The sequence below is a fragment of the Aeromonas simiae genome (assembly GCF_014892695.1).
GTDB lineage: Bacteria > Pseudomonadota > Gammaproteobacteria > Enterobacterales > Aeromonadaceae > Aeromonas > Aeromonas simiae.
The window spans coordinates 2,315,530-2,332,046 of the sequence record NZ_CP040449.1; the positions used below are offsets into that span (position 1 = coordinate 2,315,530).

The following is a 16,517-nucleotide window of genomic DNA, read 5'->3' on the forward strand; positions in this document are numbered from 1 at the left end:
CCGGTTTTTTCTGCTGCGCTCCGTTACGGGCGGTAGACCTTGACGTTGTCAAAGCCCTTCTCCTTGAGGTAGAGCGCCTGCAACTTGCTCATCACGCCGCGATCGCAATAGAGCAGGTAGGTCTTCTCTTTGGGCAGATCGCCAAAGGCGGTGGCCAGCTTGAAGAAGGGAACGTGCAGCACGTCGCGCCCGGCCACGACCAGCGGCTTCTCTTCATGCTCATCCATGGAGCGGATGTCGAGGATCACCTCGTCGTCACCGGTCTCGGCGGTGGTTTCCACTTCCTGCACCTGCTCGGCCGTCTCTTCACCGATGCGGCGAATATCGAGGTAGCGCGCCTCGTCCACCACCTTATCGAGGATGGCGAAATCGAAGTTCTGCTCCTCGGCCTCGATACGCGCCAGATCCGCCTTCACGGTCGGCTTCTTGGAGATGACGCCGCAGTACTCGGGCATGGTCTCGGCGAACTCCAGGGTGCCTATCTTGCGCGCCTGGTTCATGATGTCCGGCTTGTCCCAGGTGATGAGCGGGCGCAGGATCACCTTGTCGGTCACCCGGTCGATGACATTGAGGTTGGTCAGGGTCTGGCTCGACACCTGACCCACACACTCGCCGGTCACCAGGGCCGGGATCTGGAAACGGTCGGCGATGTTGGCGGCGGCGCGCATCATCATGCGCTTGAGCACCACCCCCATCTGGCCGTTGTCGATCTTCTCGAGGATCTCAGCCACCACTGGCTCGAAGTCCACCGCGGTGAAACGCACCCGGTGCGACGAGCCAAAGCGGCTCCACAGGTGGTAGGCCACCTGCTTGACCCCGATCTCGTGGGCGGCGCCACCGAGGTTAAAGAAGCAGTAGTGCACGCGGCAGCCACGCTTGATGAACTGGTAGGAGGCCACCCCGGAGTCAAAACCGCCAGAGAGCAGGCTCAGCACGTCTTCTTGGGTGGCGATCGGCATGCCGCCGAGCCCTTGGTGGATGGCGCTGACGATGAACAGCTCCTCGCCGTCGATCTCGAGGTTGATCTGCACGTCCGGGTTTTTCAGGCGCACGCCGTTGCTCTCGCAGTGCTGGTTCAGGCCGCCGCCGACGTAGCGCTCTACTTCGAGCGAAGAGAACTCGTGCTTGCCGTGGCGCTTGGCGCGCACGCAGAAAGTCTTGCCCTGGAGCTGCTCGCCCCACACGGCCTTGACCTGCTCGAAGATGTCGTGCAGGTCGGTGAACTTGCTGGCCTGCACCTCGAGGAAGGCTTGAATACCGGGAATGCAGGCGAGCGCATCGATGGCCTGATCGCGGAATTGATCGTTACGCGAGCTCACCACCAGCTTGTCCCAATCCATGCGCACCCGGGCGTCTTCGTCGAAGCGGCGCAGCACGTTGCGGATGTTGCCTTGCAGGATCTTGATGAAGCGCTGGCGAACCGACTTGCTCTTGATGGTGATTTCCGGGAACAGCTTGATGATGAACTTCATGAATTAACTCGGGTGAGCGGGAAACAAGGGCGCGGATTATAGCAAAGGAGCCGCCCATCACCTAGCACCAATGCGGCCATTTCTTGAGCGGCCAGCGCCGTTTTCGCTGGCAAAAATACGCTTGCGCTCATCCTATCGGCCGCCGCTTCCCCATGAAATTGCCGCTGCGAAAGCGAATCGTTATAGTGCAACCCTCGCGCACGCACCGGACACCGTCATGAAGACCTTTCTCTACTACCCGGGCATGGAGGTCCGGGACGAGCTCTGGCTGAAATTCGCCCTGCTCTGGTTGGAGCGGCTCGCCTTTGTCTTCACCGTGAGCGAGAGCGGCGAACTGCATGATGCGCTAGAGCGCCTGCGGGGCAGCGACCTGCTGGGCCAATCCCCCGGTGCCGACTTTTTTATGCGCGCCGCTCCTTCGGCCATCACCCAGCTTGAGGCCCTGCTCGCCCCCGACTTCGAGCGCCACAAGGTCTTTGGCAACCGCGAGCTGATCGCGCGCTGGCGCGAGGGGCGCAACCACGACTGCTTCTGCCCGGCCCAGGCCGGCCTTGAACCCCTGCACCGCTTCTGCGTACAGGCGGGCTTTGCCAGCGCCACCTCCGGCGGCATCCTGATGGCGCGCCGGCTGGCCAACCTGCTCTCGATGCGGCTGGCGCGCGACTGGGCGCTGGCCAACGAGGGCGTGCTCATCACCGATCACGACTACCTCGACCGCCTGCTGCACCTGCTCGAGTCGCGCTATCACCACAGGGGCGGCCAGGACTGCTTCCTGCTTGAGATCGCCCTGCCGGTGCCGCGCACCTTGGCCGCACTGCCGATGAGCGAGTTGCTCGCCTTGCGCCAGCGCCAAGGATTTCGCTCTACCCTCGCGGCGTTTCACACCCGCCTCGAGGCGCTGCTGCTCATGCTCGACTCCGGCTATGCCGAGCTGGCGGTGCTGGAGCATTTTCTCGCTGCCCACGCCACCCTCGGCCAGTTGATGGGCCCCGAGTGCGTCAGCGTGCCACTGTGCCTTTCGGTCAGTACTCAACTGCCGGCCGCGCCGATGCTGCATGCCCTGCGCGGTTACCAGGGCCCCTGGCAGGCGCAACTGGCGGCCCTGGCCTTTTTGCCCATCAAGCGCAGCCATTTTCATCACCCGCGCAGCCGCCACGGCTTCACGCGCCTTGGCAGCCTGCGCCAGCTCACTGCCTCTTGAGATGTGCTACCTTGCCGACACCGCGTCCCCCTCTCTTGCCACCTGGAGCCGGCATGTCCCCCAAGACCGTCTTTGCCAGCGTCGCGCTGGTCATCATCCTCGGTTCGCTTGAAAAGAGCATCGTCACCACCCCGCTCCCCCTCATCGGCCAAGCCCTGAACGCTGGCGCCGCCCTCACCTGGGTGGTGACCAGCTATCTGCTGGCGGCCACCGCCGTGCTGCCCGTCTATGGCAAGCTGAGCGATCAATTTGGCCGGCTGCGCCTGCTCAACATCGGGCTGGGGCTGTTTCTGGCCGGCTCGCTAGCCTGCGCCCTGGCCCAAAGCCTGCCCCAACTGCTGGCCGCCCGGGTGCTGCAAGGGCTCGGCGGTGGCGGGCTCATCGCGCTCGCCTTCACCGTCATCGCCGACACCATTCCCCCGCGCGAGGTGGGCCGCTACCAGGGTTACATCTCAGCGGTCTATGCGGTCTCGAGCATTGCCGGCCCCCTGCTGGGGGGCTACTTTGCCGAACACCTGAGCTGGCGCTGGGTGTTCTGGATCAACCTGCCCCTCGGGGCCTTGGCGCTGTGGCTGGTCAACTGCCATCTCGGCCACCTCAATGAGCGCCACGCCCGCCGCTTCGACTGGCCTGGCGCCCTGCTGCTGATGCTCTCGACCACCCTGCTGCTGCTTTTGCTCTCACCCGATGCGCCGCTGCCGGGACGCTGGCTCGCCGGCGCGCTGGCCGTGGCCCTGACACTGCTGCTGCTCAGAGAGCGGCGGGCCCGCGACCCCATATTGCCGCCCCAGCTCGCCCACCAGAGCGGCTATCTGGTGAGCGTGCTGCTGATCCTCATCGCCCAGATGCTGATGTTTGCCCTGCTGGTCTACCTGCCGCTGCAAATGCAATGGCAGGAGGGCATGGGCCCGGCCGAGAGCGGTCGCACCATGGTGATCTTCATGGCCAGCATCACAGCGGGCGCCTTCAGCGCCGGCAAGCTGATCGCCCGCCGGGGTCGCTACAAGGGGTTTGTGCTGACGGGGTTTGCCCTGGCGGCGCTGGCCCTGTGGCTGATCCACCTCGGCGAGGCAGCCGCCCTGACACTGGTGCTGGCCGGCCTCGGGCTCGGGCTCACCCTGCCGGCGCTCTCTGTGGTGGTGCAAAATGCCCTGCTGCCCCAAGATCGCGGCATCGGCATGTCCCTGTTCAACTTCGGCCGCGAACTGGGCGGGGCGCTCGGAGTCGCCCTGTGCGCCATCCTGTTTCACCTGCCCCTGCCCCCCGGCTCGATCGCAAGTTATGCCAGGGAGGAGCTCTCACTCGGCTTTGCCACCACCTATCTCGGTATGGCGGCACTGGCCACGGTGGCCATGCTGCTTACCCTGTTGGCTCTGCGGTGCCGAGAACTCAGTCCGCATCCTTGATAAAAAGAGAGGGAGGGCCCATGCCCTCCCTCTTTTTTACCACTCACGAACCACGCTTACTCGGCGGTCGCCATCAGCCAGGTCTTGAAGCCACCGGAGAGGTTCTTCACCCGAAAACCGTGCTGCTGGAGCATGCGGCTTGCCACGTGGCCACGCAGCCCCACCTGGCAACTGACGATCAACTCCTTGTCCTTGGGCAGCTCGTCCAGACGGCCGCGCAGCTCGTCGAGGGGGATGTTGATGGCGCCGGGGATGGCACCGAGGCGCTCCAGCTCAGCGGGATTGCGCACATCCAGTACCCGCTGATCGGGGCGCAGCGCCAGCACGTCGCTGACGTGGCAGATGGGCGAATCCCCCTTGAGGTGATTGCTCGCCACAAAGCCCGCCATGTTGATGACATCCTTGGCCGAGCCAAACGGCGGCGCATAGGTCAGCTCCAGATCTTGCAGATCGAACACCGTCATGCCGGCCCGCTGGGCCACCGCCAGCACGTCGATGCGCTTGTCGATGCCATCTTTACCCACTGCCTGGGCGCCGAGGATGCGGCCATCGGGGGCGAACAGCAGCTTGAGGCTGACCGGATGGGCACCGGGGTAATAACCGGCGTGGCTGCCCGGATGCACATAAACCTTCTCATAGGCCATGCCGAGCTGCTTGAGGCGCTTCTCATTGAGCCCGGTGCTGGCCACCGCCAGATCGAACACCTTGCAGATCGCCGTGCCCTGGGTCTTTTTGTAACTCTCGGCACGTCCCAACATGTTGTCGGCAGCGATACGCCCCTGACGGTTGGCAGGGCCGGCGAGTGGGATCAGGGCGGCGTCACCGGTGACAAAGTCGACCTCTTCCACCGCATCCCCCACCGCAAAGATATCGGGATCCGAAGTGCGCATGGCGGCATCCACCTTGATGCCACCGCGCGGCCCCAGCTCCAGCCCGGCCTGGGCGGCGAGCAGGGTCTCGGGTTTGACCCCGATGGCGAGGATCAGCAGATCCGTTTCCAGCGTGGCCCCCTCCCCCAGTTGCAGCAGCAAGCGGTGCGCCGCCCCCTCGGGCTGCGCCTCGATGGCATTGAGCCCGGTGCGCAGCCGCAGATCGATACCGGCCTCGCGAATGCGCTCGTGCAGCATGGCGGCCATCTCTCGGTCGACCGGTGCCATCACCTGATCCGAGAGCTCAAGCTGAGTCACCGACAGGCCGCGCTGGTGCAGCGCCTCCATCATCTCAAGCCCGATGAAGCCTCCCCCGACCACGGTCACGTGGCGCGGCGGCTCATGGGTCAGCGCGGCGAGGATGCGATCCATGTCGGGGATGTTGCGCAGGGTGTAGACGCCTGCGGTATCGATGCCCGGCAGCGGCGGGCGGATCGGCGCGGCGCCGGGGCTCAGCAGCAGCTTGTCATAGCGCTCCTCGTACTCTTCACCGCGCGCCAGATCGCGCACCCGCACCGTGCGAGCGGCGCGGTCGATGGCCACCACCTCGTTGAAGACCCGCACCTCGACGTTGAAGCGGCGCTTGAAACTCAATGGCGTTTGCAACAGCAGGGCATCGCGGGAGGGAATGTCGCCGCCGATGTGATAAGGCAGACCGCAGTTGGCAAAGCTGATGAACTCGCCGCGTTCGAACAGAATAATCTCGGCATGTTCGTCCATGCGGCGGGCACGGGCGGCGGCCGAAGCGCCGCCGGCTACGCCGCCGACGATCAGGATGCGGGTCATGGTGAAGGCTCCTTTTCCAGTATGATGCAGTGAAAATTAGCTTTTTCTAATTTAGATTTCAATGAATTTTTGTTTCAAGGGCATTTGGAGTATTCTTTGGCGCGCGCCCTCTCTGCCAACAGGATGTTAACCGGGTCATGTCGTCTACCGCCCTCACTCTGCCGTTGCCCGTGCGCCCCATGCCACTGTTTTTTCGCCTCGATGTGCGCTCACAGCGGCTGGTCGCCCTGACGGACGTGATGCAAACACCGCTCTACTGGCTCGATGAGCCGCGCTCCCCCTGGCCGGCCCAACTGCCGAAGTCATTAAGGGAACCTATCGAATCCCAGCTCGCCAGTGGCCAGGGAGGCCAACTGACCATCCGCGCCTTGGGACAGGTGTGGCGGGTCTCTCTTTCGCCCGAGCAGGGCCACTTTTGGCTTATCTGTCTGCAAATAGGGCGCCCCCATACGCCGCCCGATCTCTCCTTACTGCTGCCGCGCCTCGGCCAACTGGCCAGCCGCGCCGAATACGGCGCCATGCTGCAAGCCTTGTGGGAAGGCAGCCAGGCTGACCGCCTGATCCTGTGGCACTTTGACAGCCATGATCTGCTCACCCCCATCTACCAGCTCGGGGTCAAGGGCCCCCTCTTCCCCATCAAGGCCGACAGCCGCTATCTGCGTACGTTGCGCAGCCGCGGCTCGCTGAGCTTCTCCGAGTGCGCCCACCAACCCATGCTGGCGCAGCATCACTATCTGGCCAGCCACGGGGTGGCCGCCCGTCTCGACGCGGCGCTGCGCGAAGGGGATCGTCTGCTCGGCATGCTGAGCCTCGAGTACCTCGACCCCATGCCGCTTGGGGAAGAGTTGCTGCAACTGGCCCGTTTTTGCAGCCAGCAGCTCGGCCAATGGCAACCGCCCACCAGCGAACCCGCCGCGCAGAACGACACTGAGGAGGCGAGTAGCGATACCCATCCCTTGGCGCTGCACGTGGGTCTGGAGTATTGCCGCGCCCTGTTGCAGTGGTGCCGCCAGCAGTTGCCACTGCGCGCCGGCTGGGTCGGCGAGTATCAGCGCCGTGGCGAGGAGCTGTGGCTGATCCCGCGCTATGTCGAGCTGGAAGGGCAGCCCCACAGCTCGCTGCCGCAGCGCCTCGAGCCGGGCCCTGCCCACGACATTTACCAAAGCGGCCAGGCCCTCTATCTGGATAACCTCGCCACCCGTTATCCCAAGGCGCACCAACTGCTCGCCTTTGGTACCCCCGCCTACATCGGCGTGCCGCTGCTGCTACCTGACGGCACGCCGCTCGGCCAGCTCACCTTGCTGCCGCTCGACACCCTCGATGATCCCCTGCCCCTGCTCGATCGCCTAAGCGAGCTGGCACCGCGCCTCGCCATCGAGATGCAGCGCCTGTCGCTTGAGGAGGCGCTGCGCCTGGCCGAAGTGGCCTTCGATACCCACGACGCTATGGTAGTGTGCGACGCCAACGGCCAGATCCTCAAGGCCAATCGGGCCTTCACCCGCACCACGGGTTACCCCCCCGAGCAGGTGGTAGGTCAGCATATCCGCCTGCTGCGCCCCCCCTACTATGGCGACGATCTGGCCAGCCGCATCACCAAAGCCATCGAGCAGCAACGCTTCTGGGAAGGCGAGGAGCAGTGCCTCAACCACGAGGGACGTTTCTTCCCGGTGCGGCTACAGGTGAGCGGCGTGTTCGACGCCGCCGGCCGCCTGACCCACTACGTCAGCAGCTTCCACGATCTCACCGAGGAGCGGGAGGCGCAGCAACACATCGAGCGCCTCGCCTACTATGACGATCTGACTGGCCTGCTCAATCGCCGCAGCATGCTCACCCGGCTGCAACAGCGCATACAGGAGCCGAACCGCCAATGGGGAGCCTTGCTCTACATCGATCTCGACAACTTCAAGTCGGTCAACGACTCCCTCGGCCACCAGCGCGGCGATGAGCTGCTGCTGGCGGTGGTCGAGCGGCTGCGCGAGCTGCCTCAAGAGAACTTGCTGCTGGCACGCAGCTCGGGGGATGAGTTCCAGCTACTGTTCACCGATCTCGGCCAGGGGCAGGTTGCCGCCAAGATCCTGGCCGAACACTTTGCCCGCGAGGTGATCAGGCTGTTTCGCCAGCCGTTTAATGTCGGCCACGACAAGCTGCATTGCAGCGCCTCCCTCGGGGTGGCCTTGTTCTCCCCCGAGCAGCGCGATCATCTGGTGGTCATGCAGCAGGCCGATACCGCCGCCCACATGGCTAAGCGCAACGGCCACGGCCAATACGCCTTCTTTAACCATCACATGGCTGAGCAGGAGAAGAGCCGGCTGGCCATCAGCAACCAACTGCGCGATGCCCTGCGCCGCGGCGAGTTTCAGCTCCACTACCAGCCCCAGTTCCGGGTCGACAACGGCGTGCTGACCGGCATCGAGGCGTTGATCCGCTGGCAACGCGCCGATGGCAGCATGGTGGCGCCGGGTGAGTTCATTCCGGTGGCCGAGGAGAGCGGGCTTATTGAGGACATCGGCTACTGGGTGCTCAAAAGTGCCTGCGCCCAGTTCAGCCACTGGCTGAGTCGGGGAGTGGCCATCCCGCACCTTTCGGTCAACGTCAGCGCCCGCCAGTTCCACAACCCTGCCTTCCTGCAACAGGTGGAATACGTGCTGCGCGACACGGGTCTGTCCCCCTCGCGCCTGATGCTGGAGATCACCGAGTCGGTGGTACTCGAGCACCGCGAGGAGAGCATAGAGCGGATGCGCCGTCTGCGATCACTCGGGGTGCTCATCTCTATCGATGACTTCGGCACCGGTTACTCGTCGCTCGCCTACCTGCGCGATCTGCCGGCCAACGAGGTGAAACTCGATCGCTCCTTCATCCTGACCCTGGTGCACAGCGAGCAGGATAGGGCCCTGGTACGCGCCGTGGTGGAGCTGGCCAAGGTGTTCCATTTCACCGTGATCGCCGAGGGGGTTGAGGAGCCGGATCAGCTCGCCATCCTCGCCGATATCGGCTGCCAGCACTTCCAGGGGTACTTGCGCTGCCGGCCGCTGCCGGTGCGGGCTTTGGAGGCCTTCCTTGCCGATTGCCCCACAGCAGGGTGATCGGCGCCGCCTTTTGGCATAAAATGGCCGCCAGCAACACTATCAGGAGCGCAATATGTCTGTGATTGGTCGAATCCACTCGGTGGAGACCTGCGGTACTGTGGACGGTCCCGGCATCCGTTTTATCGTCTTCATGCAGGGCTGTCTGATGCGCTGCAAGTACTGCCACAACCGCGACACCTGGGACACGGAAGGGGGCCGCGAGGTCACCGTCCCCGAGCTAATGAAGGACATCACCAGCTATCGCCATTTCATCAATGCCTCGGGCGGTGGGGTTACCGCCTCGGGCGGTGAGGCCATGCTACAGCAGGCCTTCGTCGCCGAGCTGTTTGCCGCCTGCCAGGCAGAAGGCATCCACACCTGCCTCGATACCAACGGCTTCGTGCGCAACTACGACGCCCAACTCGACGCCGTTCTCGACGTCACCGATCTGGTGCTGCTCGACATCAAACAGATCAACGACGAGAAACACATCCCGCTGACCCACGTCAGCAACCGCTACACCCTGGAATTTGCCCGCTATCTGGCCCAGAAAGGCAAGAAGATGTGGATCCGTTACGTGGTGGTGCCGACTTGGAGCGACGATGACGAAAGTGCCGAGGGGCTGGGTCAGTTCATCGCCTCGCTCGGCGAGTGCGTCGAGAAGATCGAACTGCTGCCCTATCACGAGCTGGGCAAGCACAAGTGGGAGGTGTTGGGCGACACCTATGATCTCAACGGGATCAAGCCGCCCAAAAAGGAGACCATGGATCGCATCCAGGGGATCCTCAGTAAGTACCACCCCAACGTAAAATATTGATAACAACAGGGCGCCTTATGGCGCCCTGTTTTTTTAGATAGCAAGGTTTTTTAAATAGCAAGGGCCCGCTCATGAGCGATGCAGAATTCACCGCCCTGCTGCTGTGGCTGGCCATTCTACTGGCCTGCCAGCGTGGTTCCCGCTGGCGACAACTGCTCGCCACCCCCCTCTATCAGCATCTGTTGCTCGGCGCCGCCCTGGCGCTGCTGCCGCTGTGGTGGCTGCGCGCCGGCCTGCATACCGGACTCGAGGTGCATTTTCTCGGCCTGACCGCCCTCACCCTGCTGCTCGGTTGGCGCCTGGCGCTGGTGGCGGGCAGCCTGGCCTTGCTCACCCTCACCACCTGTGGCAGCGTGCCTTGGTCCCTGCTCGGCAGCCACGCCCTACTCGGGGTGCTGCTGCCGATACTGGCCACCGAGCTGCTGTTTCTAGCCAGTTGGGCCTGGTTGCCACGCCACCTGTTTGTCTACCTGTTTGTGGCCGCCTTTCTCGGGGGTGCCGCCGCCATCTCAGTCAAGCTGCTGGCCACCGCGCTCTGGACGGGGATGAGCGGGGCTTATCCCTGGCAAACGATCGCTGACGACTACCTCACCATCTGGCCGTTACTGCTCTTTCCCGAGGCGCTGCTCAACGGCATGGCCATGACCCTGCTCGCCGTCTACCGCCCCCACTGGGTCTACAGCTTTCATGACCACGTCTATCTCGGCCCCCCTCGACCATAAAAAAGAGCGCCCTGATGGGCGCTCTTGAGGTGATGCTTACGTCAGAGGCTGCGTGGCTTGAGATGGGCGTGCCAGCGGGTTTCGAGCCGTTTGAACAGCCAGACGATGACGAAGGTCAACGCCATGTAGAGCAGGCCGGCCGTAATGAAGGCCTCAAACGGGCTGTAGTAGCGGGAGTTGACGATACGGGCGGCACCGGTCAAGTCGACGATGGTGATGATGCCCGCCACCGCCGAGCCTTGCAGCATGAAGATCACCTCGTTGCTGTAGGCCGGCAGGGCACGCCGGAACGAGTTGGGCAGGATCACCCGGGTCAGGGTCTGCCAGCGGTTCATGCCAAAGGCCAGTGCCGCCTCGATCTGCCCCTTGGGCATGTTGCTCACCGCCCCACGCACTATCTCGGCGGTATAGGCGCCGGTGTTGAGGGTGAACGCCAGCAGGGCGCAGAACCAGGCTTGAGAGAAGAGCTCCCAGGCAGCGCTGTTTTTCAGCCACTCCCACTGGGCGGCGCCGTAGTAGATGATAAAAAGCTGCACCAGCAGCGGGGTGCCGCGAAAGAAGTAGATGTAGGCCCACACCGGGAAACGGATGAACCAGTTGCGGCTGGTGCGCAGCACCCCAAGGGGCACCGCCAGCGCCAGACCCAAGATCAGCGAGGCGAGCACCAGCCCCACCGTGGTATAGAGCCCCTGCCAGTAGGTGGGCCACTCATCGAGAATGATCGAAAAATCCATGGCTTACCTCGTCTTGATGGCGTAGTGGCGCTCAGCCCACTTGAGCAGCGACGTGGAAACGGCGGTGAACACCAAAAAGATGAGGGCCACCGCCATGTAGAAGGTAAAGGGGAGCTGGGTCGAGCCGGCGGCCAATGACGCCTTTCTCACCATGTCGTCGAGACCGATGATCGAGACCAGCGCCGTGGTCTTGAGCAGCACCAGCCAGTTGTTGCCAAATCCCGGCAACGCGTGGCGCATCATCTGGGGGAACAGAATGCGCACGAACACCTGATGGGCCCGCATGCCAAAGGCGCGGGCCGCCTCCAGCTCGCCCTTGTCGACCGCCAGAATGGCGCCGCGGAAAGTTTCGGCCATGTAGGCGCCGAAGATGAAACCGATGGTGGCCACCCCGGCGGCAAACGGACTGATGTCGATATAATCGGGCACCAGGGAGATCCACTCCTGGTTCGGGTTGCTCTTGAGCAGCCAGGCGTTATAGCTCTCGTTGATCCAGGTCAGCACGAAGTTGATGAAGACCTGACCGCCGAAAAAAAGCAGCATCATCAGCACCAGATCGGGGATGCCGCGGATGATGGTGGTGTAGAGATCGGCAATGCCGCGCGCCCAGCGATAGGGCGAGAGCTTGGCCAGGGCCCCCAGCATGCCAAGCAGCATGGCCAGCAGCAGTGAGGCCAGCGCCACCTGCAACGTGACCCCTGCGCCTTCCAGCAGGGAGCCTTCATATCCTTTCAAATCCAGCATGAGTCGCTCCATCGATTTCGGGCCCGCTCTGCGGGCCCGAACACAGCGGATGAATCCGGCTTATTCGCCGTAGACGTCGAAGTCGAAGTACTTGTCGTTGATCTCCTTGTACTTGCCGTTCGCGCGCAGGGCCAGGATCGCCTGGTTGAACTTCTCTTTGAGATCCTTATCAGCTTTGCGCACCGCAATCCCAGCTCCTTGGCCAAACCACTTGGGATCGGTCAGCTTGGGCCCGATGAACTCAAAGGCATCGCCCCCTTCCTTCTTAAGCAGGCCGTCGGTGATGGCCGCAGAGTCGGCCAGCACGTAGTCGACACGGCCCGACTTCAGATCCAAGTAAGCCTCATCAGCGGTACCGTAGCGCTTGATGGTCGCCTCGGGGAAGTTGTCGGTGATGTAAGTATCCATCGAGGTGGCGCGCTGCACCGCCACCGTCTTGCTGCTCATGAAGGCCTTGTCGAGCTTCAGCTCACTCCCCTTCTTGGCGGCGAAACGGGCCGGAATATGCTGGTACTTCTGAGTGAAATCGACCTTCTTCAGCCGCTCTTCGGTGATGTCCATGGTGGCGATGATGGCGTCAAATTTGCGCGACAGCAGCGCCGGTATGATGCCGTCCCAATCCTGCTTGATGAGGGTGCACTTGACCTTCATCTCCTCGCACAGGGCGTTGGCGATGTCGATGTCAAAACCTTTCACTTCACCATTGGGTTCAGTCCAGGAGAAGGGAGGGTAGGCCCCCTCGACTCCGATACGCACTTGCTTCCACTCCTTGGCCATGACGCTGGAGGAGCCCATGACCGCCAGCACGGCGGCAGCCAGAACCATTTTCTTCATCATCTTGCACTCTCCTTGATCTGCAAAACCGGGATATCAGTAGATGGAGGATATGAACTGCTTGAAGCGTTCCGATTTGGGGTGGGCAAAAATCTCCTTGGGATTGCCCTCTTCTTCTACTTTGCCCTGATGCAAAAACAACACCTGGTTGGAGACGTCGCGGGCAAACGCCATCTCATGGGTCACCACCAGCATGGTGCGCCCCTCTTCGGCCAGCTCGCGCATCACACCGAGCACCTCGCCCACCAGCTCGGGATCGAGGGCTGAAGTGGGTTCATCAAACAGCATCACCTCAGGGTCGACCGCCAACGCGCGGGCAATCGCCGCACGTTGCTGCTGACCACCGGAGAGGTGACCGGGATAGTAATCACGCCGCTCCCACAGGCCGACCCGGTTGAGCAGATGCTCGGCCTTGGCAATGGCCTCGGCACGCGGCACCTTGAGCACCTGGATCGGCACTTCGATGATGTTTTGCATGATGGTCATGTGTGACCAGAGGTTGAAGCTCTGAAAGACCATGGCAAGGCGGCTGCGAATGCGCTCGACTTGGCGCATGTCTTCCGCCACCCGCTCGCCACTGCGCAGACTCTTCATGCGGATCAGCTCGCCATGCAGCGCCACTGAGCCCGACGAAGGGGTCTCCAGCAGATTGATGCAACGCAAAAAGGTGGATTTACCCGAACCGGAGGAGCCGACCAAGGAGATGACATCCCCCTTGTTGGCCGTCAGGCTGATGCCCTTGAGCACCTCGTGAGACCCGAAATACTTGTGAAGATCACGAACTTCTAGTGCGGCAACGTCGCTCATCCATTAGAACCCTATTAGCTGTCCCTAGCAGGCCATCTTGGCCAGACACCCGCATTAACAAAAACGCAACAGCGGGCGGTATACTGCGAAATTAACATCGGCGTGCTTAAAACACAATATCCAAGCGGTTTGACCACCAAAACAGACTAAAAAAGAGAAACAACTTAGAATTAAATTCGCTTTAAATGCATAACAATATCTCATCGGTAGAGCATACCCTCTACCAACAAGAGCGAAGAATGCCATATTTCATATGGAATAAAAGAGTATGCAGTGAAAAAACCGGCAAAAACACAAATTGCATCTTTTCTCACAGCAAGTTCCTTCTCTATCAGGTCAATTAAACTCCGTATGACTCTCTTTCCCCCTTAAATCCGCCCCTGTCCGGGGAAGATCGGGATTTAATTTGCGCTTAACATCGATGGCAGGCAGCATAGGGGGTGATTTTTCCGTTTCGTCGATGGTTTCTTCCATGTTGCTCAATGCCCTGCTGATCCTGCTTCCCCTCTTCGTCGGTTACCTCATTCCTGTTCGTAGTCGCTCTGTGTTGCAACTCATCCAAGGTACGCTCAGCAAGATGGTCTACCTGATCCTGGCCCTGATGGGGATGAGTCTGGCGGGTGTAGACAATCTGGGCAGCAACATGGCGGTGATCCTGAATGTCTCTGCGGTGATGCTCGGGTGCATCACGCTGGCCAACCTGGCGGCGCTGTGGTGGCTGGATCGCCGCCGTGGTGGTGCGCCGCAGGAATCTGCCGGCCCACAACCGAGCAAGCTCAAGATGATGGCCGAATCATTGCAACTGGCGCTGGTGGTGTTGGGGGGCTTTCTCATGGGGCTGCTGCTGGATCTGAGCGCGCTGCCTATCGAGCAGTGGAGCGAATGGGCACTGATGCTGCTACTGCTGCTCATCGGCATCCAGATGCGCAACTCCGGCATGCACCTGCGCCAGATCCTGCTCAACCGCTGGGGCATGAGCATTGCGCTGTGCGTCATGGTGAGCAGCTGGGCCGGTGCCCTGCTGGCCGCCCTGTTGCTCGACCTTCCCCCCTTCGATGCACTGGCGCTGGCCTCAAGTTTTGGCTGGTATTCGCTCTCGGGCATTCTCGTGAGCGACGCCCTCGGCCCCGTGATGGGCTCGGCGGCCTTTCTCGGGGATCTCGGCCGCGAATTGCTGGCCATCATGCTCATTCCGGTGCTGATGCGCCGTCACCCCTCAGCCGCCATCGGCTATGGCGGTGCCACCTCGCTCGATTTCACCCTGCCGGTGATCCAGCGTTCGGGCGGGATCGCCGTGGTGCCTGTGGCGGTCGTTTCCGGCTTCATACTGAGCCTACTCGGCCCCATTCTGGTTCTTTTTTTCCTCTCTCTGTGAGGCGCCATATTTGCCGCTTCCCGACCTTGATTAATTCATAAACGCGTTCCCTTGACCCCCAAGCATTTAACATTGCCGTACAAGAATACGGCAGGCTCGCCGCTGGGTCGCGCTGCCAGCACAACCTTCTGTTTCAGTTGCAACACAGCCTGGGAACACTCCGTTTTCATCCTAAAAACAGCCTTATACCAAGCAGATCACGCTTAAATTTTTCCCTTAAAACCCGCTGGATTTAGCGGTGTATATTGGGCATTCTGCTGCTTTCCGGCGGCATAGCCAGCTGGATAGACTGCCGAAGCTGGGCACAAAAGAAGACCCTGAACGGCCTGCTGTAAATGGAGCCTCACATGAAAATGAATAAGCTGACGATCGCCATCCTCATCGCCATGGTGCTGGGGATCGTTACCGGCCAAGGATTGCGCTGGCTAACCCCCGAACTGGCAACCAGCTTCGCCGAGAACATCACGCTACTGACCGATATCTTCCTGCGTCTCATCAAGATGATCATCGCCCCTCTGGTGTTCACCACTCTGGTGGTCGGCATCGCCAAAATGGGTGACACCCGCACCGTGGGTCGTATCGGCATCAAAACCCTGGGCTGGTTCATGATGGCCTCCCTGCTCTCGCTGACCCTGGGCCTTATCATGGTGCACCTGCTCTCGCCGGGCGTGGGTCTCAATCTGAGTCTGCCTGACGGCGCCAGCTCCAGCGGTATCAGCGCCGGCGCCATCAGTCTGAAGGACTTTGTCTCCCACGCCATTCCCAAGAGCGTGGTGGAAGCCATGGCCACCAACGAGATCTTGCAGATCGTGGTGTTCTCCCTGTTCTTCGGGCTGGCCGCCGCCGCCATCGGTGATCCCGCCAAGCCGGTGGTCTCCGTCATGGACAGCGCCGCCGAAATCATGTTGAAAGTCACCGGTTATGTGATGAACTTCGCCCCACTGGCGGTGTTTGCTGCCATCGGCGCCATGGTCGCCAAGGAGGGGCTCACTATCTTGGCCACCTACGGCACCTTCATGAGCCAGTTCTATCTGGCCCTCGGCACCTTGTGGTTGGTGCTAACCCTGCTCGGCAGCCTGTTTATCGGCCGCCGCATCCTGGTGCTGCTCGGCCTGATCCGTGAGCCGATCCTGCTGGCTTTCTCCACCGCCAGCTCCGAGTCCGCCTACCCCAAGACCCTGCAACGTCTGGAGGAGTTCGGTTGCTCCAAGCGCATTGCCAGCTTTGTGCTGCCCATGGGCTACTCGTTCAACCTCGACGGCTCCATGATGTACTGCACCTTCGCCGTCATGTTCATCGCCCAGGCCTATGGCATCGAGCTCTCCATCGGCCAGCAGATCACCATGCTGCTGTTGCTGATGGTCACCTCCAAGGGGATGGCCGGGGTACCGCGCGCCTCGCTGGTCGTGATTGCCGCGACCCTGAACCAGTTCCACATCCCGGAAGCGGGCATCCTGCTGCTGCTCGGTATCGACCACTTCCTCGATATGGGCCGCTCCGCCACCAATGTGCTGGGCAATGCCATCGCCGCCAGCGTGGTCTCCAAGAGCGAAGGCACCCTGCAAGAAGCGGGATTCGAGCCAGAGCGCAGCGCGGCCTGATCCCTTCTTCGCAAACAGTGAAGC

14 protein-coding genes are annotated in these 16,517 nt (G+C 62.0%); 7 read left to right on the forward strand and 7 right to left on the reverse strand.

Features of this window, described 5'->3' with window-relative positions; translation table 11 throughout:
- Positions 1–23 precede the first annotated feature (23 nt).
- On the reverse strand, positions 24–1,472 hold the full coding sequence (gene thiI / locus FE240_RS10905) for a tRNA uracil 4-sulfurtransferase ThiI (protein WP_193000902.1): 1,449 nt from the start codon (positions 1,470–1,472) through the stop codon (positions 24–26).
- A 217-nt stretch (positions 1,473–1,689) separates the two neighbouring features.
- Here thiI and FE240_RS10910 point away from each other — a divergent pair, with 217 nt between their 5' ends.
- Both FE240_RS10910 and FE240_RS10915 read left to right on the forward strand, forming a co-directional pair.
- Entirely contained in the window at positions 1,690–2,673 is a 984-nt protein-coding gene (locus FE240_RS10910; protein WP_193000904.1) for a hypothetical protein, read from the forward strand.
- Between the two features lie 53 nt (positions 2,674–2,726).
- Complete coding sequence (locus FE240_RS10915) at positions 2,727–4,079, forward strand: MDR family MFS transporter (RefSeq protein ID WP_193000906.1); 1,353 nt, start codon at positions 2,727–2,729, stop codon at positions 4,077–4,079.
- A 56-nt stretch (positions 4,080–4,135) separates the two neighbouring features.
- On the opposite strand, the gene FE240_RS10920 is transcribed toward FE240_RS10915, so the two are convergent.
- On the reverse strand, positions 4,136–5,794 hold the full coding sequence (locus tag FE240_RS10920; protein WP_193000908.1) for an FAD-dependent oxidoreductase: 1,659 nt from the start codon (positions 5,792–5,794) through the stop codon (positions 4,136–4,138).
- Positions 5,795–5,931: 137 nt separating this feature from the next.
- Here FE240_RS10920 and FE240_RS10925 point away from each other — a divergent pair, with 137 nt between their 5' ends.
- The 3 genes from FE240_RS10925 to FE240_RS10935 all read left to right on the forward strand — a co-directional run bounded on the left by FE240_RS10925 (position 5,932) and on the right by FE240_RS10935 (position 10,398).
- The gene (locus FE240_RS10925; RefSeq protein ID WP_193000910.1) at positions 5,932–8,877 is read left to right on the forward strand and encodes a sensor domain-containing phosphodiesterase; all 2,946 of its coding nucleotides are present in this window, start codon (positions 5,932–5,934) and stop codon (positions 8,875–8,877) included.
- Positions 8,878–8,932: 55 nt separating this feature from the next.
- Positions 8,933–9,676 carry a pyruvate formate lyase 1-activating protein gene (gene pflA, locus FE240_RS10930; protein ID WP_193000912.1) on the forward strand — a complete coding sequence of 248 codons (744 nt, stop codon included), beginning with the start codon at positions 8,933–8,935 and terminating at the stop codon, positions 9,674–9,676.
- A gap of 71 nt (positions 9,677–9,747) precedes the next feature.
- Positions 9,748–10,398 (forward strand): energy-coupling factor ABC transporter permease, encoded by a 651-nt coding sequence (locus FE240_RS10935; RefSeq protein WP_193000914.1) that lies wholly within the window; start codon positions 9,748–9,750, stop codon positions 10,396–10,398.
- A gap of 41 nt (positions 10,399–10,439) precedes the next feature.
- Here the strand turns inward: FE240_RS10935 and FE240_RS10940 are convergent, their stop codons facing one another.
- The 5 genes from FE240_RS10940 to FE240_RS10960 all read right to left on the reverse strand — a co-directional run bounded on the left by FE240_RS10940 (position 10,440) and on the right by FE240_RS10960 (position 13,991).
- Positions 10,440–11,132, reverse strand: coding sequence for an ABC transporter permease (locus FE240_RS10940; protein ID WP_042048618.1), 693 nt, complete (start codon positions 11,130–11,132; stop codon positions 10,440–10,442).
- Positions 11,133–11,135: 3 nt separating this feature from the next.
- Positions 11,136–11,876: an ABC transporter permease gene (locus FE240_RS10945; RefSeq protein WP_193000916.1), complete on the reverse strand. Its 741-nt coding sequence runs from the start codon at positions 11,874–11,876 to the stop codon at positions 11,136–11,138.
- Positions 11,877–11,936: 60 nt separating this feature from the next.
- Positions 11,937–12,710, reverse strand: coding sequence for an ABC transporter substrate-binding protein (locus FE240_RS10950; protein WP_042048678.1), 774 nt, complete (start codon positions 12,708–12,710; stop codon positions 11,937–11,939).
- Positions 12,711–12,746: 36 nt separating this feature from the next.
- Positions 12,747–13,517: an ABC transporter ATP-binding protein gene (locus tag FE240_RS10955; protein WP_042048620.1), complete on the reverse strand. Its 771-nt coding sequence runs from the start codon at positions 13,515–13,517 to the stop codon at positions 12,747–12,749.
- Positions 13,518–13,853: 336 nt separating this feature from the next.
- On the reverse strand, positions 13,854–13,991 hold the full coding sequence (locus FE240_RS10960) for a hypothetical protein (RefSeq protein ID WP_193000918.1): 138 nt from the start codon (positions 13,989–13,991) through the stop codon (positions 13,854–13,856).
- Between FE240_RS10960 and FE240_RS10965 the strand changes: the two genes are divergently transcribed.
- Positions 13,990–14,892 carry a lysine exporter LysO family protein gene (locus FE240_RS10965; RefSeq protein ID WP_193000921.1) on the forward strand — a complete coding sequence of 301 codons (903 nt, stop codon included), beginning with the start codon at positions 13,990–13,992 and terminating at the stop codon, positions 14,890–14,892. The genes FE240_RS10960 and FE240_RS10965 overlap by 2 nt on opposite strands.
- A gap of 347 nt (positions 14,893–15,239) precedes the next feature.
- The gene (locus FE240_RS10970) at positions 15,240–16,493 is read left to right on the forward strand and encodes a dicarboxylate/amino acid:cation symporter (RefSeq protein WP_193000923.1); all 1,254 of its coding nucleotides are present in this window, start codon (positions 15,240–15,242) and stop codon (positions 16,491–16,493) included.
- Positions 16,494–16,517 lie beyond the last annotated feature (24 nt).

Excerpts from the sequence above, each read along its gene's own strand:
- thiI (WP_193000902.1), bottom strand. The coding sequence starts at position 1,472 with ATGAAGTTCATCATCAAGCTGTTCCCGGAAATCACCATCAAGAGCAAG.
- FE240_RS10910 (WP_193000904.1), top strand. The coding sequence starts at position 1,690 with ATGAAGACCTTTCTCTACTACCCGGGCATGGAGGTCCGGGACGAGCTC.
- FE240_RS10915 (WP_193000906.1), top strand. The coding sequence starts at position 2,727 with ATGTCCCCCAAGACCGTCTTTGCCAGCGTCGCGCTGGTCATCATCCTC.
- FE240_RS10920 (WP_193000908.1), bottom strand. The coding sequence starts at position 5,794 with ATGACCCGCATCCTGATCGTCGGCGGCGTAGCCGGCGGCGCTTCGGCC.
- FE240_RS10925 (WP_193000910.1), top strand. The coding sequence starts at position 5,932 with ATGTCGTCTACCGCCCTCACTCTGCCGTTGCCCGTGCGCCCCATGCCA.
- pflA (WP_193000912.1), top strand. The coding sequence starts at position 8,933 with ATGTCTGTGATTGGTCGAATCCACTCGGTGGAGACCTGCGGTACTGTG.
- FE240_RS10935 (WP_193000914.1), top strand. The coding sequence starts at position 9,748 with ATGAGCGATGCAGAATTCACCGCCCTGCTGCTGTGGCTGGCCATTCTA.
- FE240_RS10940 (WP_042048618.1), bottom strand. The coding sequence starts at position 11,132 with ATGGATTTTTCGATCATTCTCGATGAGTGGCCCACCTACTGGCAGGGG.
- FE240_RS10945 (WP_193000916.1), bottom strand. The coding sequence starts at position 11,876 with ATGCTGGATTTGAAAGGATATGAAGGCTCCCTGCTGGAAGGCGCAGGG.
- FE240_RS10950 (WP_042048678.1), bottom strand. The coding sequence starts at position 12,710 with ATGAAGAAAATGGTTCTGGCTGCCGCCGTGCTGGCGGTCATGGGCTCC.
- FE240_RS10955 (WP_042048620.1), bottom strand. The coding sequence starts at position 13,517 with ATGAGCGACGTTGCCGCACTAGAAGTTCGTGATCTTCACAAGTATTTC.
- FE240_RS10965 (WP_193000921.1), top strand. The coding sequence starts at position 13,990 with ATGTTGCTCAATGCCCTGCTGATCCTGCTTCCCCTCTTCGTCGGTTAC.
- FE240_RS10960 (WP_193000918.1), bottom strand. The coding sequence starts at position 13,991 with ATGGAAGAAACCATCGACGAAACGGAAAAATCACCCCCTATGCTGCCT.
- FE240_RS10970 (WP_193000923.1), top strand. The coding sequence starts at position 15,240 with ATGAAAATGAATAAGCTGACGATCGCCATCCTCATCGCCATGGTGCTG.